Origin of the sequence: Kribbella yunnanensis (genome assembly GCF_039529655.1) — a bacterium.
Lineage (GTDB): Bacteria > Actinomycetota > Actinomycetes > Propionibacteriales > Kribbellaceae > Kribbella > Kribbella yunnanensis.
In genome coordinates this window covers 205,665-228,152 of the sequence record NZ_BAAANF010000018.1, presented here as the reverse complement: position 1 = coordinate 228,152, position 22,488 = coordinate 205,665, and the positions used below count along the sequence as shown (strand labels likewise).

23 protein-coding genes are annotated in these 22,488 nt (G+C 68.2%); 20 read left to right on the top strand and 3 right to left on the bottom strand.

The features are described 5' to 3' along the window. Positions 1-30: 30 nt before the first annotated feature. The 9 genes from ABD231_RS28720 to ABD231_RS28680 all read left to right on the top strand — a co-directional run bounded on the left by ABD231_RS28720 (position 31) and on the right by ABD231_RS28680 (position 10,475). A complete protein-coding gene (locus ABD231_RS28720; RefSeq protein WP_344158671.1) occupies positions 31-2,046 on the top strand; it encodes a putative cobaltochelatase in 2,016 nt (671 codons plus the stop codon). Then, complete coding sequence (gene cobO, locus ABD231_RS28715) at positions 2,046-2,660, top strand: cob(I)yrinic acid a,c-diamide adenosyltransferase (RefSeq protein ID WP_132416152.1); 615 nt, start codon at positions 2,046-2,048, stop codon at positions 2,658-2,660. Before ABD231_RS28720 ends, cobO begins: the two co-directional genes overlap by 1 nt. Before the next feature lie 40 nt (positions 2,661-2,700). Continuing rightward, positions 2,701-4,056, top strand: a complete 1,356-nt coding sequence (locus ABD231_RS28710; protein ID WP_344158666.1) for a cobyrinic acid a,c-diamide synthase CobB — start codon at positions 2,701-2,703, stop codon at positions 4,054-4,056. Next, the gene (gene bluB / locus ABD231_RS28705; RefSeq protein ID WP_344158664.1) at positions 4,053-5,663 is read left to right on the top strand and encodes a 5,6-dimethylbenzimidazole synthase; all 1,611 of its coding nucleotides are present in this window, start codon (positions 4,053-4,055) and stop codon (positions 5,661-5,663) included. The genes ABD231_RS28710 and bluB overlap by 4 nt, the downstream gene beginning before the upstream one ends. Next, positions 5,660-6,271, top strand: a complete 612-nt coding sequence (locus ABD231_RS28700) for an LURP-one-related family protein (protein WP_344158662.1) — start codon at positions 5,660-5,662, stop codon at positions 6,269-6,271. Before bluB ends, ABD231_RS28700 begins: the two co-directional genes overlap by 4 nt. A 127-nt stretch (positions 6,272-6,398) precedes the next feature. Further along, positions 6,399-7,514: a LolA family protein gene (locus tag ABD231_RS28695; protein ID WP_344158660.1), complete on the top strand. Its 1,116-nt coding sequence runs from the start codon at positions 6,399-6,401 to the stop codon at positions 7,512-7,514. Positions 7,515-7,645: 131 nt separating this feature from the next. Beyond that, positions 7,646-8,524, top strand: a complete 879-nt coding sequence (locus tag ABD231_RS28690) for an ABC transporter ATP-binding protein (protein WP_344158658.1) — start codon at positions 7,646-7,648, stop codon at positions 8,522-8,524. After that, a complete protein-coding gene (locus tag ABD231_RS28685) occupies positions 8,511-9,371 on the top strand; it encodes an ABC transporter permease (RefSeq protein ID WP_344158656.1) in 861 nt (286 codons plus the stop codon). The genes ABD231_RS28690 and ABD231_RS28685 overlap by 14 nt, the downstream gene beginning before the upstream one ends. A gap of 267 nt (positions 9,372-9,638) precedes the next feature. Continuing rightward, positions 9,639-10,475 (top strand): putative RNA methyltransferase, encoded by an 837-nt coding sequence (locus ABD231_RS28680; protein ID WP_344158654.1) that lies wholly within the window; start codon positions 9,639-9,641, stop codon positions 10,473-10,475. A 43-nt stretch (positions 10,476-10,518) separates the two neighbouring features. Here the strand turns inward: ABD231_RS28680 and ABD231_RS28675 are convergent, their stop codons facing one another. Continuing rightward, positions 10,519-11,184 carry an FMN-dependent NADH-azoreductase gene (locus ABD231_RS28675; protein ID WP_344158652.1) on the bottom strand — a complete coding sequence of 222 codons (666 nt, stop codon included), beginning with the start codon at positions 11,182-11,184 and terminating at the stop codon, positions 10,519-10,521. A gap of 122 nt (positions 11,185-11,306) precedes the next feature. On the opposite strand from ABD231_RS28675, the gene ABD231_RS28670 reads away from it, so the two are divergent. Further along, positions 11,307-11,858, top strand: coding sequence for a MarR family winged helix-turn-helix transcriptional regulator (locus tag ABD231_RS28670; RefSeq protein ID WP_344158650.1), 552 nt, complete (start codon positions 11,307-11,309; stop codon positions 11,856-11,858). Here the strand turns inward: ABD231_RS28670 and ABD231_RS28665 are convergent. Continuing rightward, on the bottom strand, positions 11,855-12,511 hold the full coding sequence (locus ABD231_RS28665) for a response regulator transcription factor (RefSeq protein WP_344158648.1): 657 nt from the start codon (positions 12,509-12,511) through the stop codon (positions 11,855-11,857). The genes ABD231_RS28670 and ABD231_RS28665 overlap by 4 nt on opposite strands. A gap of 5 nt (positions 12,512-12,516) precedes the next feature. Further along, positions 12,517-13,779 (bottom strand): sensor histidine kinase, encoded by a 1,263-nt coding sequence (locus tag ABD231_RS28660; RefSeq protein ID WP_344158646.1) that lies wholly within the window; start codon positions 13,777-13,779, stop codon positions 12,517-12,519. A gap of 360 nt (positions 13,780-14,139) precedes the next feature. Here ABD231_RS28660 and ABD231_RS28655 point away from each other — a divergent pair, with 360 nt between their 5' ends. The 10 genes from ABD231_RS28655 to ABD231_RS28610 are packed head-to-tail and all read left to right on the top strand — an operon-like array spanning position 14,140 to position 22,488. Further along, entirely contained in the window at positions 14,140-15,156 is a 1,017-nt protein-coding gene (locus ABD231_RS28655) for an ABC transporter substrate-binding protein (protein WP_344158644.1), read from the top strand. A 5-nt stretch (positions 15,157-15,161) separates the two neighbouring features. Further along, the gene (locus tag ABD231_RS28650; protein ID WP_344158642.1) at positions 15,162-15,965 is read left to right on the top strand and encodes an ABC transporter ATP-binding protein; all 804 of its coding nucleotides are present in this window, start codon (positions 15,162-15,164) and stop codon (positions 15,963-15,965) included. Beyond that, the gene (locus ABD231_RS28645; RefSeq protein ID WP_344158640.1) at positions 15,962-16,741 is read left to right on the top strand and encodes an ABC transporter permease; all 780 of its coding nucleotides are present in this window, start codon (positions 15,962-15,964) and stop codon (positions 16,739-16,741) included. Before ABD231_RS28650 ends, ABD231_RS28645 begins: the two co-directional genes overlap by 4 nt. Next, positions 16,738-17,826, top strand: a complete 1,089-nt coding sequence (locus ABD231_RS28640) for an Ldh family oxidoreductase (RefSeq protein WP_344158638.1) — start codon at positions 16,738-16,740, stop codon at positions 17,824-17,826. The genes ABD231_RS28645 and ABD231_RS28640 overlap by 4 nt, the downstream gene beginning before the upstream one ends. Continuing rightward, positions 17,826-18,260 carry a RidA family protein gene (locus ABD231_RS28635; RefSeq protein WP_344158636.1) on the top strand — a complete coding sequence of 145 codons (435 nt, stop codon included), beginning with the start codon at positions 17,826-17,828 and terminating at the stop codon, positions 18,258-18,260. The genes ABD231_RS28640 and ABD231_RS28635 overlap by 1 nt, the downstream gene beginning before the upstream one ends. 1 nt (position 18,261) lies before the next feature. Further along, complete coding sequence (locus ABD231_RS28630) at positions 18,262-19,098, top strand: fumarylacetoacetate hydrolase family protein (RefSeq protein WP_344158634.1); 837 nt, start codon at positions 18,262-18,264, stop codon at positions 19,096-19,098. Continuing rightward, positions 19,095-19,793 carry a GntR family transcriptional regulator gene (locus tag ABD231_RS28625; protein ID WP_344158632.1) on the top strand — a complete coding sequence of 233 codons (699 nt, stop codon included), beginning with the start codon at positions 19,095-19,097 and terminating at the stop codon, positions 19,791-19,793. The genes ABD231_RS28630 and ABD231_RS28625 overlap by 4 nt, the downstream gene beginning before the upstream one ends. Then, complete coding sequence (locus ABD231_RS28620) at positions 19,790-20,515, top strand: SDR family NAD(P)-dependent oxidoreductase (RefSeq protein WP_344158630.1); 726 nt, start codon at positions 19,790-19,792, stop codon at positions 20,513-20,515. Before ABD231_RS28625 ends, ABD231_RS28620 begins: the two co-directional genes overlap by 4 nt. Beyond that, positions 20,512-22,095 carry an FAD-dependent monooxygenase gene (locus ABD231_RS28615; protein ID WP_344158628.1) on the top strand — a complete coding sequence of 528 codons (1,584 nt, stop codon included), beginning with the start codon at positions 20,512-20,514 and terminating at the stop codon, positions 22,093-22,095. Before ABD231_RS28620 ends, ABD231_RS28615 begins: the two co-directional genes overlap by 4 nt. Then, positions 22,096-22,488 carry a cupin domain-containing protein gene (locus tag ABD231_RS28610; RefSeq protein WP_344158626.1) on the top strand — a complete coding sequence of 131 codons (393 nt, stop codon included), beginning with the start codon at positions 22,096-22,098 and terminating at the stop codon, positions 22,486-22,488. It begins immediately after the preceding gene.

Here is a 22,488-nt window from a genome sequence, read left to right as displayed (position 1 = left end):
GACACCCGCTGACGAAGGGATTCCCCGCTGATGCGGCCTGCGCCACCCTCGACCGGCTTCCCGTTCACCGCGGTGGTCGGGATGGAAGACCTTCAGCTCGCGCTGATCCTCGCGACGATCTCACCGGCGATCGGCGGGGTGCTGATCCGCGGCGAGAAGGGTACGGCGAAGTCGACCGCCGTCCGCGCGCTGACCGAGATCCTGCCGCCGGTGGACGTCGTACCGGGGTGCCGGTTCTCGTGTGACCCCGCGGCTCCGGCGGCGGACTGTCCGGACGGGCCGCATGTCGCGCCCGAGGCGGTGAGCCGGGCGGCTCGGTTGGTCGAGCTGCCGGTCGGCGCGACCGAGGACCGAGTGCTGGGGTCGTTGCACCTCGAGAAGGCGCTGGCGGAGGGCGTCACGGCGTACGAGCCTGGGTTGCTGGCGGCCGCGCACCGCGGACTGCTGTACGTCGACGAGGTCAACCTCCTGCACGACCACCTGGTCGACGTGTTGCTCGACGCCGCCGCGATGGGCCGGGCGACGGTCGAACGCGACGGGGTGTCGGTCACGCACCCGGCGCGGTTCGTGCTCGTCGGCACGATGAACCCGGAGGAGGGCGAACTGCGGCCGCAGCTGCTCGACCGGTTCGGCCTGACCGTCGATGTGGTCGCGAGCCGCGATCCCGCCGTGCGCGTCGAGGTGATGCGCGCGCGACTCTCCTACGAGGCCGACCCGGCCGCGTTCGTCATCCGGTACGACGGTCCGCAGCGTGAGCTCGCGGAACGGATCGTGAAGGCGCGCGACCTGCTGAGCGAAGTCATCCTGACCGACTCGGCCTTGCGTCAGATCGCCGAGATCTGCGCGTCGTTCGACGTCGACGGTATGCGCGCCGACCTGGTCACCGCCCGCACCGCCGTCGCCCACGCGGCATGGTCCGGCCGAACCGTCGTCGAGGTCGAAGACGTGCGTGCGGCCGCCAAACTAGCCCTTCCACACCGTCGCCGCCGAAACCCGTTCGACGCCCCCGGCATGGACGAAGACCAACTAGAACAAGCAATCCAAGACAGCACGCCGCCGCCGCCCGACCCCGACGACGACCCCGATGGTGGACCGGACGACGGTGGACCCGGCGGCGGCGTGGACCCGGAGCCGACGGACTCGACCGACGGGCCGGATGCGGATCGGGAGCCGGACGCCGGTCAGCCCGAGAAGCAGATCCCCGGTCCTGCACCGGCTGGTGATGTCGCGGGAAGCTCCGAGCCGTACAAAGCGCGACTGCTGAGTGTGCAGGCTGCGGGTGCCGGGGTTGCTGGTAGGCGGTCCCGGGCGATCACCGAGGTCGGGCGCGTGGTGGGCGACCGCGCACGCGTGGGACGAGAGTCGGGCCGGCCGCACCTGCTGGCGACGATCCGGGCAGCAGCACCACACCAGCACACCCGCGGTCGGATCGGTGCCGGGCTGGCGGTTCGGGCTGGGGATGTGCGGCTTTCCGTTCGGGAGGGGCGCGAGGGGAACCTTGTGTTGTTCTGTGTGGATGCTTCTGGGTCGATGGGGACGAAGCGGCGCATGGGTGAAGTGAAGACGGCGATCGTCTCGTTGCTGCTTGACGCGTACCAGCGGCGCGACACGGTCGGGCTTGTCACCTTTGCGGGTGCGGAGGCGACTGTTGCGTTGCCGCCGACCGGGAGCGTGGAGACCGCCGTACGGCGGCTTGAGTCGCTGCCGACTGGGGGTCGGACACCGCTGGCCGAGGGGTTGTTGCAGGCAGCCGAAGTACTGCGGATTGCGGCGATCCGGGATCCGCGGAGAAGGCCGTTGCTGGTGCTCGTGACGGATGGGCGCGCGACGCATGGCGAGAAGGCGTTTGCGCGGGCGAAGCAGGCGGCTGGTTGGCTGGCGCAGCGCGGGATCGCGACTGTGGTGGTCGACTGTGAGCCGCGGCGCGGGGTTCGGCTCGGGCTGGCTGGTGAGCTTGCGGCTGACCTGGGTGCGGAGTATCTCGACCTCGGGGATGTTGCCGCTGGCAACCTTGTTCGTGCGGTCACCGAAAGGAAGGCGGCCTGATGCCGAAGGGACAGCCGGAGGTCGTACCGCAGGACGGCCTGACCACGCGGCAGCGTCGCAATCGCCCGTTGCTGATGGTGCACACGGGTGAGATGAAGGGGAAGTCGACCGCCGCCTTCGGGATGGCGTTGCGCGGCTGGAACCAGGGCTGGAACATCGGGGTCTTCCAGTTCGTGAAGAGCGCGAAATGGAAGGTCGGCGAAGAGGGTGCCTTCAAGGCGCTCGGTCAGTTGCACGAGGCAACTGGTCAGGGTGGGCCGGTCGAGTGGCACAAGATGGGTGAGGGCTGGAGCTGGTCGCGCAAGGCCGGTACCGAGGAGGACCACGCCGCCGATGCCGTGGAGGGCTGGCGCGAGATCCAGCGCCGGATCGCCGCCGAGACCCACGATCTCTACGTGCTGGACGAATTCACCTATCCGATGAAGTGGGGCTGGGTCGACGTCGACGAGGTCGTCGAGACGCTCGTCAACCGGCCCGGTCACCAGTACGTCGTCATCACCGGCCGCAACGCCGACCAGCGCCTGATCGACGCGGCGGACCTGGTCACCGAGATGACCAAGGTCAAGCACCCGATGGACGCCGGGCAAAAAGGCCAGCGAGGTATCGAGTGGTAGCCGCTGGGGCGGGATCGAACGGCTGCCCGAGGAGCCGGGCGTGGTGATTCCACGGATCGTCGTGGCGGCGCCCTCGTCGGGTGCCGGGAAGACGACGGTCGCGGTCGGCCTGATGGCGGCGTTGCGCCGGGCCGGGCACGTGGTGGCCGGGTTCAAGGTTGGTCCGGACTACATCGACCCGGGGTTCCACGCTGTGGCCACTGGTCGGCCCGGTCGCAATCTTGACCCGATGCTGTCCGGTGAGGAGCGCGTGGCGCCGCTGCTCGCGCATGGCGCGCAGGGTGTAGACATTGCGGTGATCGAGGGCGTGATGGGCCTGTACGACGGCGCGCTGGGGACCGAAGGTTTCTCGTCGACCGCGCATGTGGCGAAGTTGCTCAAGGCACCGGTTGTCCTCGTGGTGGATGCTTCCGCCGCAGGGCGGAGTGTCGGGGCGGTTGTGCAGGGGTTCGTTGCCTTTGACACCGAGGTGCGGATCGTCGGGGTGATCCTGAACAAGGTCGGTTCAGATCGGCATGAGGCCGAAGTGCGGGCTGGAGTGGCGCCGACCGGCGTACCGGTGCTGGGGGTATTGCGGCGGGACACCCGGTTGACGGTGCCGAGTCGGCATCTGGGGTTGGTGCCGGCCGATGAGCAGCGGGAGCAGGCGGAGAACGCGGTCGAGGCTGCGGCTGAGCTGGTCCGTGCTGGGGTTGACCTGGAGGCGTTCGTTGCGGCGGCTCGGGCGGCCTCCGAGCTGGAGACGTCAGCGTGGGATCCGGCGGCGGAGGTGACGCCGGCGGAGGGAGGTCGACCGGTTGTGGCGGTGGCTGGTGGGCCGGTGTTCTCGTTCCACTACACCGAGACGACGGAGTTGCTGACGGCTGCTGGGGCTGAGGTGGTCCGGTTCGATCCGCTGCACGACCCGTTGCCTGAGGCAACTGCTGCGTTGTATCTCGGTGGTGGGTTTCCGGAGTTGCATGCGGAGGCGTTGTCGGCCAATGAGCAGTTGCGTCGGCAGGTCGCGACCGAGATCGCGGCTGGGCTGCCGGTGATCGCGGAATGCGCCGGGCTGCTGTACCTGTGCCGCGAACTCGACGGTCACCCGATGACCGGCGTACTCCCGGCGACCGCGCGGATGACGGGCAGTCTGACGCTGGGCTACCGGACCGCGATCGCGGCGACGACGACGGCGTTCTTCGACGAGGGTCGCCGGGTTCGGGGGCACGAGTTCCACCGGACTGCGGTTGAGCTCGACGGTGAGGTCGACGCGGCTTGGTACCTGCCCGGCGGGGTCGAGGGGATTACGCGGCCGCGCGTGCATGCGTCGTACCTGCATCTGCATTGGACGGCGAGTCCGGACGTGCCCGCGCGGTTGGTGGCGGCGGCACGCGTGCATGCTGGGTTGGAGAAATGAACCTGGTCGTCGGCGTCGGCCTCCGCGCCGGTACGTCGTACCGCGAGCTCCGAACGCTGGTAGACGAAGCCGTCGCTGAGGCAGGCGGCGAGGTGCGGATCCTGATCACGGTCGAGGGGCGTGAGTCCGAGCCGGGTGTCCAACGGCTCGCTGCCCACCTAGGTGCGGAGCTACAAACAGTCGCCCCAGCCGAACTGCGTCGCCAGAACGCGCCAAGCCCAAGCCAGCAGGTCGACCACCTCGCCGGCACCCCAAGCGTCGCCGAAGCCGCCGTCCTCACCACAGGCGCCAATCTGATAATCCCCAAACGAACTTCGGCGCAAGCGACTGTTGCGGTGGGGCGGCTTGCCTCCGCTCCGGGGTATGCGCCGGGGGAGCGGGCGGTGGTGCATCGGGTGCTGGCTGAGCGGCGGGATGTACGGCGGGGGTTCGTGGACCTGCCGATTCCGGATGACGTGCTGACGCGGGTGCTGGAGTCTGCGCACCGGGCGCCGAGTGTCGGACTCAGCCAGCCGTGGGACTTCCTGCTGATTCGGGAGATCGCGACTCGGCGGAAGATTCATGATTTGGCGGCTGCGCAGCGGGATGCGTTCGCGGCTTCGTTGCCGGAGGAACGGCGTCAGCAGTTCGACGGGTTGAAGATCGAGGCGATCCTCGACACCCCACTGAACATCGCAGTCACGTGCGACGCCGGCCGCGGTGGACGACACGTCCTCGGCCGGCACGCGGATCCGCGCACCACGTGGTTCTCGGTCGCGATCGCCATCCAGAACCTGTGGCTGGCCGCGCGCGCCGAAGGACTCGGGGTCGGCTGGGTCTCGTTCTTCGAGCCCGGCGAGGTCGCCGCGGTACTCGACCTACCCGCCCACATCGAGCTCGTCGGCTACCTCTGCATCGGGTACGTCGACCAGTTCGCCCCCGCACCGGAGCTGGTCCGGTCGGGCTGGGCGTCGCGCCGCCCGCTGAGCTGGGCCGTGCACCAGGAGTCGTGGGGAAGGCGAGGCCTCCCAGGCGCCGAGCCAACCTCGATCGCCGAAGACGCCGAACAAGCGGTGCTGAGCACCCGCACCCCCGTGGCTGATGGCGGAGCGCCTCAGAATGTGGCGCAGCGGGAGTCTTCCTCGGGTGGTTGGGCTCCGACTCACGTAGCTGGGGGTGGTGTGGCGCCGGGAGACTCCACCCCGGGACCTCCGGCTCGGGAGATGGCGCCGGGAGCGTCCCTCGGGTGTCCTGCGCCGGGGCTTGGTTCCGGTGGGTCGACGCTGGGTGATGCTGGTTCGCGGGCGCAGGTGGTTCGGGTGGTGGTTGGTGGGGATCCTGCCGACTACCTCGGGCGGGCGGACACTCTCGTGGTACAGGTGGGGGCGAAGCCTGCGGCTGACTTCGGGGTGTTGTGGCGGCCGGTGCGGGATGTGGTGGAGGGGGTCGAGACCGGCGTGGAGATCGTGCGGGATCTGGCGATGCAGGGGGCTGGGGAGATCGTCGTACGGGTGGTTGCTGACGGCGAGGTGGCGGTTGCGGTGGGGCGAGGACTGCGGGTGGGGGCTGGTGCTTGTGGGGTTGGGTTTCGGGATGAACCGGGGGAGCTGCGAGACTCCTCCGCATGACTGTGCCACCCAGTGGGGGATCCATGTACGTGCCCGCCTTCTCGATGAAGCAGCGGATCACGCTGATGGCCAACAAGTACGAGCTGATCACGACCAACCCGGACGGGTCCGACGGGCCGTTGCTGGCGTTCGCGCAGCAGAAACGGATGGCGTTCAAGGAAGAGGTCACGTTCTACACCGACGACACCAAGTCGCAGGTGGTGTTCTCGTTCAAGGCGCGGAAGCGGATCGACCTCGGGTCGGGGTACGACGTTTTCGACGCGAACGGGCAGCAGATCGGCTGGTTCAAGAAGGAGTTCGGGAAGAGCCTGCTGCGGTCCAGCTGGCAGCTGACCGGGGCCGGCTTCGAGTCGTCGGGGACGGAGCGGAGCGCGGGGATCGCGATTCTGCGCCGGGTGTGGGACTTCGTGCCGTTCGTCGGTGAGATCCCGCTGCCGTTCATTTTCCACTTCGACTTCACCGACAACGCGAACCAGCAGCCGATCCTGTCGGTCGAGCGGAAGATGTCGATCCGGGACCGGTACCGCATCACGGTGCAGGACCAGCGCGTCGACTTCCGGGTCGCCGCTGCCATGACAGTCGCCCTGGACGCCCTCCAGAGCCGCTGATCAAAGCATAAAAACGCCCGTCGTACGGCTCGTGTACTACTGGGGTCGTACGGCGGGCTCACTCTTTCGGGTGAACTGACCCTGAGCCCCCTTGGCTGGGCTTGCCGCCGGTGCGAGTCTTGAAGACATGGGTGCAGCGCAGCGCAGTCGACGGTGGTTGGTTCCGGTTTCAGCGGTGGCCGTGGTGGCCGGAGTGGGGACGCTCGGGCCGGTGGTTGCCGATGCCTCGCCGAAGTTGCCCGATATCTCCGCACAGCAGCTGCTGGCGAACGTGCAGACCGCGAAGGTCGACGGGCTGAGCGGCACGGTGCACTCGTCCGCGGATCTCGGACTGCCGGCGCTACCCGGTGTGACCGGTGGTAGCGATTCCGCGAGCGGTCAGGTGACTGAGTTCCTGAGCGGTGAGCACACCGCCCGGGTCGCCTTCGCGGCGCCGGACAAGGCGCGGGTTTCGGTGCTCGACAACATGGCCGAGCGGGTCTGGACGACGGACGGCAAGTCCGCCTGGGCCTACGACTCGGGTAAGCGCGAGGCCGTCAAGCTCCAGGTTCCGGAGCACAAGGCCGGCAAGCCGGAGAAGGCGCCGCAGTCGTACAACCCGCAGGACGTGGCCAAGCAGTTCCTGGACGCGATCGACCCGAGCACGAAGGTCGACGTCAGCGGTACCGAGAAGGTCGCCGGGCGGGACGCCTACAAGCTGCGGCTGACCCCGAAGACGGATAAGACGACGGTCGGCTCCGTGACGCTCGCGGTGGATTCCAAGACCTGGGTCCCGCTGCAGGTGAGCGTGCTGCCGAGGACCGGCAAGGACCCGGCGGTCGAGATCGGCTTCACCCAGGTCTCCTTCGCCGTACCGTCCGCGAGCACCTTCACCTTCACTCCGCCGAAGGGCGTCGAGGTCACTCAGCCGAAGGTGCCGACCACGCGGCCGGACGTCCCGAAGAGCATCCCGAGCAAGCCGGACGCCAAGCCGGAGAAGAAGCCCGGTACGGCGGATGGGCCGACCGTGCTCGGGGAGGGCTGGGCCTCCGTGGTGATGGTCAAGGGTGTGAAGCTCACCGGCGACGGTGGTCCGGTCGACCAGTTCCTGGCGAGTGCGCAGACGGTCGAGGGTTCGTGGGGCAAGGGCAAGATCGTGACCAGCAAGATGGTCAACGCCCTCATCACCGACGACGGCCGCGTCTTCGCCGGCCTGGTCACCCCCCAAACCCTCCAGGACGCCGCAGCCAAGGCACCCCGCTGACCGTGACAGAGACTCAGGTGTCCGAGGGGTCTTCAACAGCCTCCTCGGACCACAAACCCCCACCTGCCACTCCGACCGGCGGCTCTCCGCTCATCACGAGAGGGCTCACGAAGCGGTTTCGGGGTGGGCAGGTGGCGGTGGACTCGGTGGATCTCGAGGTGCCGGCGGGGAGTGTTTTCGGCTTCCTCGGGCCTAACGGGTCCGGCAAGACCACCACGATCCGGATGGTGCTCGGGCTGATCGCGCCGACTTCGGGCGCGGTCGAGTTGCTCGGGCAGCCGATGCCTAAGGCGCAGTTGCGGGTGTTGCCGCGGGTGGGGGCGTTGGTGGAGGGGCCGGCGTTCTATCCGTTCTGGAGTGGGCAGGCGAACCTGCTGCGCTTCGACGCCGCCGACCGGACGGCGGACCCACGCACTCGCAAGGCCCGGGCTGGTGAGGCGCTCGAGCGGGTCGGTCTCTCGAACGCGGCCGGCAAGAAGGTGCGGGCGTACTCGCTCGGCATGAAGCAGCGGCTGGCGATCGCGGTCGCGCTCATGCAGCGCCGTGAGCTGCTGGTGCTCGACGAGCCGACGAACGGCCTCGACCCGCAGGGCACTCGCGAGGTGCGGCACCTGATCCGCGAGCTGGCCAACGACGGTACGACGATCTTCACCTCGACCCACCTGTTGGCCGAGGTTGAGCAGGTCTGCACGCATGCCGCGGTGATGAGCCGTGGCCGGCTGATCCGCCAGTCGAGCATGGCCGAGTTGCGCTCCGAGTTGCGTCCGCGCCTGGTCGTGAAGACACCGGATGTCGCCGCAGCCGCCGAGACCCTGAAGAGCCTCGGCGTGACCGACCTGCGAACCGCCGGCGACACCGTCGAGGGTGACGCGGGGGAGTTGCCGCTCGAGAAGTTCGCCGCGGGGCTGGTTGCCGCGGATGTCCGGATCCACGGGTTCGGCCTGGAGCGTCCCAGCCTCGAAGAAGCCTTCGTCGCGCTCACCGGGGAGGGTTTCGATGTCGCCGAGTAGCGCAGTCGCCGGGGTCGCGATCGCGAGGCCGAGCGCCGGCCGCCATACGCTGGCGTTGTTCAAATCCGAGCTGCAACTCGTCTTCGGCCGCGCCCGGACCTGGGTGCTGCTGGCCGTGCTTGCCGCCGTCCCGGTGATGATCGGCGTCGCGATCAAGCTCTCCGGTGCCGAAGGCGGCGCCGAGGGATTCCTCGGCCAGGTCGCAGGAAACGGGCTGTTCCTGATCGTGGCCAGCCTCGGGCTCTCGCTGCCGTTCTTCCTGCCGACCGCAGTGACTGTGATCTCGGGCGAATCCCTGGCCGGTGAATCCAGCCTCGGCACCCTGCGAAACCTGCTCACCGCACCGGCCGGGCGCTCCCGGCTGCTGGCCGCGAAGATGGTCGCGCTGGCGATCTTCTGCCTGGCCGCGACCTTCACGATCTGGGTCGCCGGCCTGATCGTCGGTTTCGTACTCTTCCCAGTCGGCGACGTCCTGCTGCTCTCCGGTACGACGATCTCCCTCGGCGAAGGCCTACTCCGGGCCCTGGCGATCGCCGTGGTGATCGCACTCTCCCTGATGGGTCTCGCCGGCATCGGCCTCTTCGTCTCATCGCTCACCTCGACCCCGCTCGCGGCGATGGCAGCCACCTTCGGCACGTTCATCGTGCTCGGCATCCTCTCGGCGATTCCGCAGATCGACGTGATCCACCCCTGGCTGCTGATGTACGGCTGGACGTCGTTCGCCGACCTCCTCCGCGACCCGCCGTACTGGGATGCGATCGTCCGCAACCTGCTCCTGCAAGCCGGCTACCTGGCCGTCTTCTACTGTGCGGCGTGGGCCCGGATCACCAGTCGCGACATCGTCTGACCGTTTCGTGGGTGTGGAGATCGCGTGGTGGCGCCGCAGTCCGAGCCACCGCGGCGGGTCAGGCGACTGGACTCGCCCTCGCTGGCGGCAACCACAGCCCGGAAGTCCAGGCAACCTTTCACCTCTGGCCGCCGACCTCGCCAAGCAGCCCAGCCACAGGCCGCCCCAGCCACACCTCCTCTGTAAACCGGCCGCAGCGGCGAGCAACCGGCGCCGTACGTTGCCGGCCGCATCTGAGCGACCGCAGCAGCAGGTGACAATAGGTGGGTGGATCCCGACCTGGTCGCCGTACTGCGTTGTCCGGTCTGTGCCGAGGCATTGGCGCTGACCGACCGGACAGCGCGCTGCGCGCAGGGGCATGCGTACGATCTCGCGAAGCAGGGCTACCTCAATCTGTTGCCCTCGGCATCGAATGGGATCGAGGGTGATTCGGCCGGGATGATCGGCGCCCGGACGGTGTTCCTCGGCGGCGGTCACTACGCTCCGATCCGGGACGCGTTGATCCTGCGCGCGGCCGAATATCTGCAGCCGGACAGCGACGAGCTCGTCGTCGAGGTCGGCGCCGGCACCGGCTACTACCTCGCCGGCGTCACCGGCAGATCGCGACCGGGGCTCGCTCTCGACGTCTCCCGGTACGCCGCTCGTCGCGCCGCGAAGGTGGATCCGCTGATCGGGTCGGTGGTGTGTGATGCCTGGCGCGAACTGCCCGTGGTGGACGGCGCGGCCCAGGTCGTACTGAATGTGTTCGCCCCGCGGAACGCGACCGAGATGGCTCGGATCTTGCGACCGGGTGGCGCGCTGCTGGTGGTGACTCCGAATCCGGAGCACCTCGCCGAACTGGTCGGCGTACTGGGGATGGTGTCGGTCGACGAGGACAAGGAGCGGCGCCTGCAGGACGCGCTCGGTGGGACCTTCGTCGAGACCGGCCGCGAGGTGATCGCAGAACCGATGCGGCTCGATCGAACCGCGGTGGAGCAGTTGGTGCTGATGACGCCGAGTGCGCGGCACATCTCGCCACACGAACTCGCGGACCGGATCGCGGTCTTGCCGGAACCAGCGCTGGTGACCCTGTCGGTCACGCTAACCACCTGGCAGCTCAGCTGATCCGACGCCGGCTAGCACGGCATCGCATCAGGAGCGCTGTTGGTCAGGCAGCCTTGGCGACCAGTTCCTTCGCGACCACGGCCCCGAGTTCCTCGGCCGTGACGTGGGCCTCGGCCTCGGAGGCCTTGGACAGGTCGATGAGCGACTCCATGCCTGGGGTGACCGGGGCGAGGGTGAGCTCGGCGGCCGCGATCCGGACGTTCATCTTGAACACGTCACCGAAGATGCGCTCCAGGTACGCCGTCGCGTGGTCCCAGCCGTGCTTCGGCGAACCGGGCTGGTAGCCGCCACCGCGGGCGAGGGTGAAGATCGCCGGGCGGCCTTCCACCGGGTTCTCGACGTGGTAGGCCATGTCCAGCAGGAGGACGTCGATCCAGGCCTTCACATGCTGGGCGATGCCGTAGTTGTACAGCGGGACGGCGAGCAGGACCGCGTCGGCGTTCTTGAGTTCGTTCGTCACTTCCTCGGCCAGTGCGCGGGCTTCGGTGAGCAGCTGCTGCTCTTCGTCGGTGGCCGGCTCCTCGCCGACCTGGGCCTTGGCCAGCGCCGGCCAGACCGTCGCCGGCAGCGGGTTGCGGCCGAGGTCCCGGCGGACGACGACGCCGTCCGGGTGTTCGGCCCGCCAGGCCGCTTCGGCGCTGTCGGCGAGCGCCCGGCTGACCGATCCGTTCAGGCGCACGCTGGCGTCGACGCGTAGCAAGGTCGTCATAGTCGTTCTTCTCCTTGGGGGCTGTAGAGGCTCATTCGAGCTGCTACGAAGATAATCTGTTGAGCAGAACATATTCAAGTCAGATCGTATTCCGGGTGGTGTAGACCACGTAGACTGGGCGCGTGACCAGTACTTCGCCGGATGTCGGCGCGCGAACGGCCCACGGCGTCTCGCCGCGGGTGGCCAGTGGTGCGCCGGTCGAGGCCGATCTGGGCTGGGCGCTCGGGGTCGTGTTCCGCCGGTACGCGAAGGCCTCCGGGGCCGCGCTCGACGACGTACCGGGTGGGCCGCGCGGCTACCAGGTGCTGGCCACGGTGACGTCGGACGGGCCGAAGCGGCAGCTCGATCTGGCCGCTCAGCTGGGCGTCGACCGGACCGTGATGACGTATCTGCTCGACGACCTCGAGAAGGCCGGGCTGGTGCAGCGCCAGCCCGATCCGGCGGATCGGCGCGCGCGGCTGATCGTGCCGACCGAGCAGGCGACCGAGACCCTCTGCGACCTGGAGCGCCGGCTCGCGGCCACCGAGGACGAGGTGCTCGGCAGCCTGGATGAGGCGGAGCGCGCCAGCTTCCGCACACTCCTCCAGCGGGTCGCGCTGAAGGCGGATGCAATCGATCCGCTGCACAACGCCTGTGTGCTGGCGGACGAGAGCGTCGACCCGGCCACCACCTAGTGCAGCGGCACGAAGCCTGACTCGTAGGCCTTGATGACGGCCTGCGTGCGGTCCCGGGCGTTCAGCTTGGACAGTACGTTCGCGACGTGGGTCTTGACCGTCTGCAGCCCGAGGATCAACTCGGCCGCGATCTCCGCGTTCGACAGGCCACGAGCCATCAGCCGCAGAACCTCCTGCTCGCGGTCAGTCAGCTGGAATTCGTCGAGCCCGGTCGGCCGCTGCGCCTGCGCTCCGACATGGGCCAGCGCCAGCGCTCGGATCGCCTCCGGGAACAGCAATGACTCGCTGCCGGCGACTGTGCGGATCGCCGCGATGATGTCGTCCGGCGGGGTCCGCTTCAGCAGGAACCCAGATGCGCCGGCGCGAAGGGCGTCGTACACGTAGTCGTCGTTCTCGAAGGTGGTCACCACCAGGACGCGCGGTGCCGGGTCGAGGCTGTCGAGCAGCAACCGGGTCGCCTGGATGCCGTCGACCGCGGGCATCCGGACGTCCATCAGAACAACATCGGGACTGGTACGGCGGACGACCGGCAGCACCTCGGCGCCGTCACCGGCCTCGCCGACGACGGTCAGATCCGGCTCGGCGTTGATGATCGCGCGGAGTCCGCTGCGGATCAGCGGCTCGTCGTCGACCACCACCACGGACAGCGTCATGCCTGTCATCCCTTCGTCGTCACTGCGACCGGCAGCGATACGGTCAGCCGCCAGTCCTCGTCGTCCCGGCCGGCCGTGACTGCACCACGCAGTACGGCGACTCTTTCACGGATGCCGGCCAGTCCCCGCCCGCCACCGGAGTTGGCGGAGTCGCCACTGACCGGGTTGGTCACGGTCAGCCGCAGCCCGGAGGTGTCGAGCCGGATCTCCAGGGCCACGGTCAGCTGGTCGTCCGGGTGACCGGCATGCCGGATCGCGTTGGTGAGCCCTTCCTGGAGGATCCGGTAGGCCTCCCGCGACACTGCTGCGGGCAACTTGTCGAGGGCCCCGATGCGCTCGATCGTGACGGTGATCCCGCCGGCCCGGGTGGACTCCACGAGTCGGTCGAGATCGTCGAGAGTCGCCTGTGGGGCGGTCGCCGAACCCGGCCGGCGGTCATCGCGCAGGAGCCCGAGAACGTGGTCGAGATCGGCCAGCGCCGACCGGGCCGAGGTCTCGATTGCACCCAGAGCGGTCTCGGCGAACTCCGGGTCGCTGGCCAGAACCCGGCGGGCGGCGGCGGCCTGAATCGTCACCAGGCTGAGCGCATGGCCGACGCTGTCGTGCAGTTCGCGGGCCAAACGGTTGCGCTCGGCAAGTGTCGCCGTACGGCGCTCGAGGAGTTCGATGCGCTCGGCCGCTGTCGGGCCGAGGATGCGAGGTGCGAGATGGGCGAGCAGTGCGCCGACGGCCGACGAGATCAGGAACAACACCGCCAGTGCGACCAGGACCACGAGTGGCATCCACAGATCGGTCCAGCTGCCAGTGACGTCGTACGAGATGCCAGGTACGAGCTCTTGCGAACCCGTCGAGCGGAAGGGGGCGACGAGCAGTACCGGCCCCGCGCCGACGACGGCGGTGCTGAGGATGCCGACGATGCCGCCCGCCAGCAGATGCAGGGTCAGCCAGAAGGCAGTACGGCGGCGCTGGGCCCACGTCTTCGCCGGGCCGAGCGGCCGCTCGTCGAACTTCACCCCGAGCAGCGACGAGACCGCGATGCCCTCCACCTCACGTACAGCGGGCAGCAGGCCGATCGCGAGCGGCGGCGCGACGCCGAGCAGGATCAGGATCACGGCACTCGCCGGACCCGGCAGCCGCAGGTCGTGCGTGAGCGCGCCGACCGCACTGCCGACCAGGAGAACGGCCAGGACCAGTGCGGCGCCGATCAGGAGATAGATCCAGCGCAGGTACGTCGACGCCCGGCCGAGGGACCTGAGTGCGTTCACCACGCCCCCATGGTGTCAAACCCGGGCCGTCCCAACCTCCCTCGGCGGAGTGAACGGGCTGAACGGAGTGCTCGGAATCACAAGAGGTTGAGGGTTTACGCAAATTTGATGCCGAAGTCCCCGATCGGCGCTCCGGGGGCGTCGCGATCTGCTGTTCATGCGGGTACGGTCTGTGGTCGGGGCGGGTGGCCGGGCCGGGAAGGGCCAGGTCAGGGGGAACGGCTCCAGGACAGGTGGCACAGCGCGAACTGCGGGAAGCACAGTGCACTAAGGGCAGGTAAAGTCACTGTGAAGTCCCGGGGGGCCGATTGACCACCTTTCCATATTTGATGTTTGATCAAATATCGGATGAGAGAGGTCGATATGAGGTTGAGGCGTTCCGTCGTCGCGCTGACGGCGGTCCTGGGGCTCGCCCTGGTCAGCGCGTGCAACAGCGGGAACGACAAGGGCAGCGACAGCGGTTTGCAGAAGGTCAGCTACCTGACCTCGTTCGGCCAGTTCGGCCGCGAAGCATATGCGTACGTCGCGCTGGAGAAGGGCTACTTCAAGGACGCCGGTTTCGACGTCAAGATCAGCCCCGGGTCCGGCACCGTGGACGTGATGAAGCAGGTAGCCGGTGGTCAGGCCGACTACGGCATCGGTGACTTCACCGCGATCACGATCACCCTGGGCAAGCAGAAGCTGCCGGTGACCACGGTGGGGATGATCCACCAGAAGTCGCTGGCCGCGATCGTCTCCCTCGAGGGGATGGGCATCAAGGAGCCGAAGGACCTGGTCGGCAAGAACATCGGCGACCAGCCTGGTTCGACCAACCAGGTGACGTTCCCGGTCTATGCCCAGCGGGTCAAGATCGACGACAAGTTGGTCAACTTCGTCCCGGCGCCGCCGCCGGCGCTGCCGCAGTTGCTGTCGACCGGCAAGGTGCAGGGCATCGGCCAGTTCGTGGTCGGCGTCCCGCTGGTCGAGAAGGCCGACAAGGACGGCCGCAAGGCTGTCGTGCTGCCGTACGGCGATGTGCTGCCGGAGCTCTACGGCAACGCGATCCTGACCCGGTCCGATCTGGCCAAGGAGCACCCGGACCAGGTGAAGAAGTTCACCGGTGCGCTGCTCAAGGGGCTGCAGGACGCGATCAACGATCCGGCCGCCGCGGCCGAGATCCTGAAGAAGTACGTGCCGACGACCGATGTCGGCGTGGCCAAGCAGGAGCTCGAGCGGATGAAGCCGTACACGGTGCCGGCCAACTCGGGTGATCCGCTCGGCGCGGTCGACACCGAGCGCGTCCAGAAGATCCTGGACATCCTCGGCGGCGCGAAGGCGATCACTCCGGGCACGCTCAAGCCTGCTGACCTGGTCACGGTCGACCTGGCCCCCAAGGGCTAGGCCGCATGATCCGGCTGGACGGTGTGGGTCAGGTCTTCGACGGACGCGAGGGCTCGATCACGGCCCTCGAGAAGATCGACCTGCACGTCCGCGCCGGTGAGTTCGTCACGCTGATCGGCCGGTCCGGGTGTGGCAAGTCCACCCTGCTCCGGCTGATCGCGGGACTGTTGTCGCCGACCTCGGGCACGGTCAAGGTGGCGGGGGAGCCCGTCACCGGACCGCGTCCGGATGTCGCGTTCATGTTCCAGCGTCCGGCGCTGCTGGCCTGGCGGTCGGTGCTGTCCAACGTGCTGCTGCCGGTGGAACTGGACCGCACGATCCGCGACCGGACGGCGTACAAGAACCGGGCGCATGAGCTGCTCGAGCTGGTCGGGTTACAAGGGTTCGAACGGCGGTTGCCGCACGAGCTGTCCGGTGGGATGCAGCAGCGGGTGTCGCTGTGCCGGTCGCTGATCCGCGACCCGCAGGTGATGCTCATGGACGAACCGTTCTCCGCGCTCGACGCGCTCACCCGGACCGAGCTGTCCGAGGAACTGCAGCGGATCAAGATGGAGCTGTCCACCACGATCGTGTTCGTCACGCACTCGATCGACGAAGCCGTCGTACTGGCCGACCGGGCCGTTGTCCTCTCTCCCCGGCCGGGTCGCCTGCGCGACGTCGTCGACATCGACATCCCGAGGCCGCGAAGCCTCGGTCAGAACAGTCATCTGGAGGATGTGGCTCGGATCAGCGCCAGGCTGCACGCGCTGCTGGCCGACAAGACGCCGCCGATCGCCGAGCGGCTGGTCGACGAGGTGTGGCCGCGATGACGAAGCGTTCCTGGTGGACCGAGTCCCGGGCCGCCGCCATCCTGCTTCCGATCGTCGGCCTGGTCGCGGTGATCGCGCTCTGGTGGCTGGCCACGATCGTCTTCTCGGTGCCGGACTACCTGGTGCCGAGCCCGGGCGACGTACTGGTCAGGTTCAGCCAGGACCCGGTGATGATGCTGCAGAACGCCGGGGTCTCGCTGCTGGAGACACTCGAGGGGTTCCTGCTCGCGATCGTGGTCGGGATCCCGATCGCGTTGCTGATCGTCCGGTCGGCGATTCTCGAGCGGCTGGTCTACCCGCTGCTGCTGATGGTGAACGCGATCCCGAAGGTCGCGATCGCGCCGCTGCTGGTGGTGTGGATGGGCTTCGGTCAGGGGCCGAAGGTCCTGATGGTGCTGCTGATGTGCTTCTTCCCGATCGTCATCTCGACCGCCCAGGGGATGAAGTCCACCCCGGTCGAGCTGGTCGAGCTGCTCCGGTCGCTGAACGCGAGCCGGACCCAGGAGTTCTTCAAGCTCCGGCTCTGGCACGCGCTGCCGCAGATCTTCACCGGGCTCAAGGTCGCGATCTCGCTGGCCGTGATCGGTTCGGTGATCGGTGAGTTCGTCGGCGCCACCCAGGGGCTGGGCTATCTGATCTACACGTCCGGTGCGAGTGCCGACACCGCGCTGGCGTTCGCGTCGATCACGTTGCTCAGCATCATGAGCATCATCTTGTTCTACGGGCTGGTCTGGCTCGAACACGTGTTGCTGCCCTGGGCCCAGGAGAGCCGGTGACAACTCAGGCATCCGACGCCGACCGCCGCGTCCTGGTCCGGCCGTCGTGGCTGGAGGCAACCGTCTCGGCCGTCTTCAGCGCGGTCGGCTTCGAGCCGGACGACGCCGTCTCGATCGCCATCGCGCTCGTCGAGGCGGACCTGCGCGGGGTCAGCTCGCACGGCATCATGCTTGTCCCGATGTACGTCGATCGCCTGAATGCCGGCGGGGTCACCCGTGAGCGCGAGCTGGACATCGTGTCGGACGCCGGTGCCGCGCTGGTCGCGGATGCCCGAGGCGGGATGGGCCAGCTGTCCAGCCCGCAGGCGATGGGTCAGGCGATCGAGCGCGCGGGGCGGTACGGCATCGGCCTGGTGTCGGTCCGCAACGCGCATCACTTCGGTGCGGCCAGTCGCTGGGCCATGCAGGCCGCGCAGGCCGGCTGTATCGGGATCGCGATGTCGAACACGACACCGTTGATGCCGGCCCCGGGTGGCGCCGAGCGACTGGTCGGCAACAATCCGCTGGCGATCGCCGTACCGACTGCTTCCGGTGTGGAGATCGTGCTCGACATGGCACTGTCGGCTGTTGCCCTGGGCAAGATTCGGTTGGCGGCCTCGGCCGGTCAGCCGATCCCCGACACCTGGGCCACCGACCCGTCCGGCATCCCGACGACGGACCCGGAGGAGGCCGTGCTCGGCATGCTGCTGCCGGCCGCAGGGCACAAGGGATTCGGGCTGGCGCTGATGATCGACGTACTGACTGGGGTTCTGAGCGGTGGCGGCTGGGGCGATCAGGTACGCCCCCTGTACCGCGAGCCGGGTCGGCCGAACGACTGCGCGCATCTGTTCCTGGCGATCGACCCGGAGCTGCTCGGTGGTGCCGACAGCTTCCGCCGCCGCTCGTCCGGGCTGGCGGACCGGGTCCGCGGCAGCGCGACCGCACCAGGGGTGGACCGGCTGTACCTGCCGGGTGAGATCGAGGCGGAACGCGCGGCTCACCAACGGCGGCACGGCGTACTGATCGAGAGGTCGGGTTTGGACGGACTGCTGGCGACTGCTCGCGCGGTCGGCGCCGTCATCCCGGCCGGAGGGGTGCTGAACTGATGGCGAAGAGTCAGGTCACGACGAGCGAGCTGCACAGCCCGAACGGCGTGTTCTCGCAGGCGACCACGGTCGCGGCGACCGGGCGGTTCGTGTTCGTCTCCGGGATGACCGCACGCCGTCCGGACGGCAGCATCGCCGGCGTCGGCGACATCCGGGAGCAGACTCGGCAGGTGTGCGAGAACGTCTCCGCCGCGGTTCGTGCCGCGGGTGGCACTTTGGCGGATGTCTGCCGGGTGGATGTGTACGTGCGCAACATGGAGGACTTCGCGAAGATCCACGAGGTGCGCGCGCAGTACTTCGTCGAACCGCTGCCCGCGTCCACGATGGTCGAGGTCAGCAAACTCGCGCATCCGGACTACTTGATCGAGATCAATGCAATTGCCGTGATTGCACCTACCGGGGGTGATTCCATGCGTGGCGTCGAGTGGACCTGAGATGAAGTACGTGATGGTGTCGTACGACGGTATGGAACGGCCCGGCGTACTCTCCGACGACTCGGTTCTGTTGCTCTCAGCAACGGATCTGACCGACGTGGTTGTCGCCGGTGCCTCGCTGTCGGGGGAGAAGATCCCTTATTCTGCTGGCATTCTGCGGCCGCCGTTGCGGCGGTTCCGGCGGGACATCCTGTGTACCGGGTGGAACTACTGGGACCACTTCGAGGAGAGCAAGGGCAAGCGCGAGGGGCAGGACGTCGACCGTCCGCTGCACCCGACGTTCTTCACCAAGGGGCCGGATGTGGTGATCGGCCCGTACGACGACATCGCGTGGGACCCTGCCATCTCTTCGAAATGGGATTACGAGGCCGAGGTGGCGCTGGTGATCGGCAAGACCGGACGGAACATCCCGGTGGCCGACGCACTCTCGTATGTCTGGGGCTACACGTTGGCCAACGACGTGTCGCAACGGGACCTGCAGCGTGCGCATGGCGGTCAGTGGCTGAAGGGCAAGAGCATCGACAACACCATGCCGCTCGGGCCGTGGATCGTGACGGCTGACGAGCTGGGCGACCCGCAGGATGTACAGCTGCAGTGCCTGGTGAACGGTGAGGTACGGCAGGACGCGTCGACGCGGCAGATGGCGTTCGACGTGGCCACGCTGATCAGTGAACTGTCGTTCGGGATGACACTGCGGCCGGGTGACCTGCTGCTGACCGGGACGCCGGCGGGGATCGGGAACGCGCGGGAGCCGCAGGTGTTCCTGCAGGACGGCGATGTGGTGGTCACACGCTCGGACAAGCTCGGTGAACTGCGGAATCGGGTGGTGGCCGTATGAATGGTCCGTTGGAGCTGCTGCCGGGCGGCGGCCGTGGTGGACGCCGGACGCTGGCGGAGCATGCGGCCGCAGAGCTGCACCAGCTGATCCTGTCCGGCGAGCTGCCGAGCGGTACGCCGCTGCGACTCGTGGAGCTGGCCAATCGGCTCGAGATGAGTCAGATGCCGGTGCGGGAAGGACTGCGGCGGCTGGAGGCGCTCGGACTGGTCGAGATCATCCCGCACCGCGGTGCCTGGGTGCGCGACCTGTCGCTGGAGGACCTGCGGGACACCCACGAGACCCGGCTGGCGCTGGAGTCACTCGCGGTGCGGGCTGCTGCTGAGCGGTTCACCGAAGCTGATGTTGAGAAGGCTGCGGCCGCGCTGGCGGATCACCTGCGGCTGTCACAGGCGCAGGACCTGGCTGGTGCTCGGGACGCGCATGCGGACTTCCACTTCGCCGTGTACCGGGCCAGCGGGTCGCAGTGGCTGCCTCGGGCTATTGAACCGGTGTGGCAGAACAGCGAGCGCTACCGGTTCGGTAGCCCGCTCACCGCGGCCATGATCGAGCAGAACCGGTCTGAGCACCAGGCGATCCTCGACGCGTGTGCGGCACGAGACATTGACGGTGCTGAGACCGCATTGCGCAGTCATCTGGCTGGTGCGTTCCAGCGGATCACCGAGACGATGACTTCGAGACAGAAGGAGTCGTCGTGAAGGTGACCTTTGACGCGACCGGAGTGGTCGTCGTGATCACGGGTGGCGCTCAGGGCATCGGTGCGGCGCTGGCGAGCGCGATCACGTCGTACGGCGGGACTGCTGTGGTGTTCGACGTGGTGAAGCCGTCGGACCCGGCTGTCTCGTTTGTCGAGGTCGACGTGGCGGATCGGGCGGCGGTGGACTCGGCGGTCGCCGGAGTGGTCGCGAAGTACGGGCGGATCGACGGACTGGTCGCCGGTGCGGCGGTGCAGCCGCGGTCCGCCGTACTGGACCTGGATCCGGCGGAGTGGAGTCGCACGCTCCAGGTGAACCTGGACGGCGTGGTGTGGGCGTGTCAGGCCGTCGTACCGCACATGGTGGCGCAGCGGTCCGGTTCGGTCGTGGTGTTCACCTCTGGGATGGCGTTGACGGGCTATCCGGGTGCGGCGGCGTACGCGACGAGCAAGGCCGGGCTGGTCGCGTTCGCGAAGTCGCTCGCGGCTGAGGTGGCCGCGGACCGGGTGCGGGTGAACGTGGTCGCGCCCGGGGTAATCGACACCGAACAGTTCCGAAATGCGAACCACGGGGTGGACCGGGAGCACTGGCGGGAGACGATAGGGATCGGCGACCCCGAGGACGTGGTCGGCCCGTTGCTGTTCCTGCTGTCCGATGCGGCCACGATGACCGGTTCGACGCTGACCCGGGAGCGGGCCTTCTCTTCTGAAGGGGGTGTCCGGTGACTGCTGACCAGCTGCCGGTCGTCGTCGTGGGTGCCGGTCCGATCGGTCTGACCACGGCACTCGGTCTCGCGCACTACGGCGTACCGTTCGTGCTCCTCGAGGAGGACGCGACACTGTCCTCGGACACCAAGGCCGGTACGACGCTCAGCCGGACCCTGGAGATCTGGAACCGGTACGGCGCGGTCGAGGAGATCCTGAACGCCGCGGTCCGGATCGACGAGATCGGTGACATCGACCGGGCCACCAACACGCCACGGGCGTCGGTGCGGCTGGCCGAGCTGGTGAACGACACCCAGTTCCCGTTTGTGATCAACCTGCCGCAGCAGCGGATGGAACCGATCCTGGCGGCCGCACTGGAGCGCGCTGGGCACACCGTCCGGTTGCAACACCGGGTGACGTCGTTCGAGGTGCTGGACGACCGCGTGGTGTTACAGGTGGAGACACCGGACGGTCCGCAGAGGCTGGAGGCCGCGCAGCTGCTGGCCTGCGACGGCGGCCGCAGCAAGATCCGCGACGCGCTCGGTGTGCCGGTGGTGGGGGAGACGCTGCCCGAGCGGTACATGCTGATCGACGTGGACGTCGACCTGGACGTCGATAACGCGCGCGACTACCCGTACCTCGCGTACTTCGCGGACAAGACCGAGTGGATGGTGCTGATCCGGCAGCCGGACAACTGGCGGTTCCTGTTCCCGCTGGCACCCGGGGCCGAGACGCCGGGTGACGTGGACCTGCTGGTGAAGGTGAAGCAGTTCATCGGCGAGGTGGACCGCATCGAGCTGCTGGGCACCGTCATCTACAACGTGCACCACCGGGTCGCGGACAAGTGGACCGTCGACCGCAAGGTGTTCCTGATGGGTGACGCCGCGCATCTGATCACCCCGATGTGGGCGCTGGGTCTGAACACCGGTGCGCTCGACGCCTCCAACCTGCCGTGGCGGCTGGCCTGGGTACTGCGCGGCTGGGCCGATCCGGCGTTGCTGGACGGTTACGAGCAGGAGCAGCGGCCGGTCGCGGTCAACGGGTCCGGCGAGATGGCCGAGGCGGCCCGGAAGTACATGTCCCACCAACGTGGTGCGGTGACTGCCGACACGAGTGACTGGGCGACGGCGTACACGAGGACTTTGCTCGGGGTGCGATTGGACGTGGACGGAGTGGGGGACTGGTCGATGGTGGCCACGACCGCCGAGCCGCCCGCCGTACGGGCAGGCGACCGGGCACCTGACCTCGCCTTGCAGGGACCGGCTGGGCGAGTGACGGTTCACGACCTCGTGCGGGAGTCGTTCGTCGCGCTGTACTTCACCGATGTGCGGCGGCGACCGGAGATCCCGCTCAACGACTCACCTGCGCTGCGCCACTACGCGGTGTCCCGCTGGGACGCGCCGCACGACTCCGGGCTGCGCGACAGGTCGCTGTTCGATCCGGGCAGCGTTGCCACGAACCGGTACGGCGTACCGGCGGAGAGCGTCGTACTGCTGCGGCCGGACGGGCATGTGGCTGCGGTGGCGCCGCTGTCGGCCGGTGTGGCCTTTGAGCTGTACTCGCGCGTTACTGGCCGGCCGGTGCCGCGGGAGGAGAGCTAGATGGCTTCTTTCGATGAGCCGCTGCGTGAGTTGTTGCTGCAGACGGATGACCTGGAGTGGGTCGAGAAGTCCTTGGACGGGCTGTCGCACAAGATGTTGTGGCGAGACCCGGAAACCGAGGCGTCGATCGCGCTGGTGCGTTTCGAGAAGGGCAGTGGGATTCCGTCGACGCACAAGCACGCGTCGAACCAGTTTATGTTCTGTCTGAGCGGGCGGTACGTGTATGTGCCGACCGGTGTCACGCTCGTGAAGGGCAGCTTCTACTGGAACCCCAAGGGCCTCGTGCACGGGCCGACGCTGGCCGAGGAGACCTCGGTGCTGCTGGAGGTGTACGACGGTCCGCACTATCCGGAGCGGCCGGCGTTCTACGACAACGACGAGGATGCGCGCTGA

Coding starts and splice junctions, on each gene's coding strand:
- ABD231_RS28625 (WP_344158632.1), top strand. CDS start 19,095: ATGAATGGTCCGTTGGAGCTGCTGCCGGGCGGCGGCCGTGGTGGACGC.
- ABD231_RS28610 (WP_344158626.1), top strand. CDS start 22,096: ATGGCTTCTTTCGATGAGCCGCTGCGTGAGTTGTTGCTGCAGACGGAT.
- ABD231_RS28650 (WP_344158642.1), top strand. CDS start 15,162: ATGATCCGGCTGGACGGTGTGGGTCAGGTCTTCGACGGACGCGAGGGC.
- ABD231_RS28645 (WP_344158640.1), top strand. CDS start 15,962: ATGACGAAGCGTTCCTGGTGGACCGAGTCCCGGGCCGCCGCCATCCTG.
- ABD231_RS28695 (WP_344158660.1), top strand. CDS start 6,399: ATGGGTGCAGCGCAGCGCAGTCGACGGTGGTTGGTTCCGGTTTCAGCG.
- ABD231_RS28675 (WP_344158652.1), bottom strand. CDS start 11,184: ATGACGACCTTGCTACGCGTCGACGCCAGCGTGCGCCTGAACGGATCG.
- ABD231_RS28700 (WP_344158662.1), top strand. CDS start 5,660: ATGACTGTGCCACCCAGTGGGGGATCCATGTACGTGCCCGCCTTCTCG.
- ABD231_RS28665 (WP_344158648.1), bottom strand. CDS start 12,511: ATGACGCTGTCCGTGGTGGTGGTCGACGACGAGCCGCTGATCCGCAGC.
- ABD231_RS28720 (WP_344158671.1), top strand. CDS start 31: ATGCGGCCTGCGCCACCCTCGACCGGCTTCCCGTTCACCGCGGTGGTC.
- bluB (WP_344158664.1), top strand. CDS start 4,053: ATGAACCTGGTCGTCGGCGTCGGCCTCCGCGCCGGTACGTCGTACCGC.
- cobO (WP_132416152.1), top strand. CDS start 2,046: ATGCCGAAGGGACAGCCGGAGGTCGTACCGCAGGACGGCCTGACCACG.
- ABD231_RS28635 (WP_344158636.1), top strand. CDS start 17,826: ATGGCGAAGAGTCAGGTCACGACGAGCGAGCTGCACAGCCCGAACGGC.
- ABD231_RS28630 (WP_344158634.1), top strand. CDS start 18,262: ATGAAGTACGTGATGGTGTCGTACGACGGTATGGAACGGCCCGGCGTA.
- ABD231_RS28685 (WP_344158656.1), top strand. CDS start 8,511: ATGTCGCCGAGTAGCGCAGTCGCCGGGGTCGCGATCGCGAGGCCGAGC.
- ABD231_RS28655 (WP_344158644.1), top strand. CDS start 14,140: ATGAGGTTGAGGCGTTCCGTCGTCGCGCTGACGGCGGTCCTGGGGCTC.